This is a genomic window from Pseudomonas sp. V98_8 (assembly GCF_029967975.1).
GTDB classification, from domain to species: Bacteria; Pseudomonadota; Gammaproteobacteria; order Pseudomonadales; family Pseudomonadaceae; genus Aquipseudomonas; species Aquipseudomonas umsongensis.
This window is the reverse complement of sequence record NZ_JASCAE010000026.1, coordinates 1-515: the sequence shown is the minus strand read 5'-3', so window position 1 is coordinate 515 and position 515 is coordinate 1. Positions and strand designations below refer to the sequence as shown.

Annotated in this window: 1 protein-coding gene; it reads left to right on the top strand. The window is 61.7% G+C overall.

Annotated elements, in window-relative coordinates; all coding sequences use genetic code 11:
* A partial coding sequence (locus QLG10_RS07920) for a PAS domain S-box protein (protein WP_282486632.1) occupies nucleotides 1–515 on the top strand: 515 nt, incomplete at both ends.

The following is a 515-nucleotide window of genomic DNA, read 5'->3' as shown; positions in this document are numbered from 1 at the left end:
CGCATGCGCCTGGTTGCCGAAAGCACCCACGATTTTGCGATCATCATTCTCGACGAGCATGGCGTGATTACCGACTGGAACACCGGCGCGCAGCTGATTTTCGGTTACGCCAAGGACGAAGTGCTCGGCGCCTATTACGACCTGATCTTCACCCCCGAGGACCGCGCCGAGGGCGTGCCTGAAGCCGAACTTGCGGCGGCACGCGAACATGGGCGCGGCGAAGACGAGCGCTGGCACCTGCGCAAGGACGGCAGCCGCTTCTATTGCAGTGGCGAGGTCGCCTTGCTCAAGGGGGAAAGCCTGCAGGGTTACGTGAAGATTGCCCGCGACCTCACCGGTCACAAGCGCATGCACGACCAACAAAGCCAGCAACTGGCCGACACCCAGACCAGCAGTCACCTCAAGGACGAATTCTTTGCCGTGATGTCCCACGAACTCAAGCACCCGCTCAATCTTATCCAGCTCAATGCCGAACTGCTGCGGCGCCTGCCGATGACCAAATCCGCCGGGCCGGC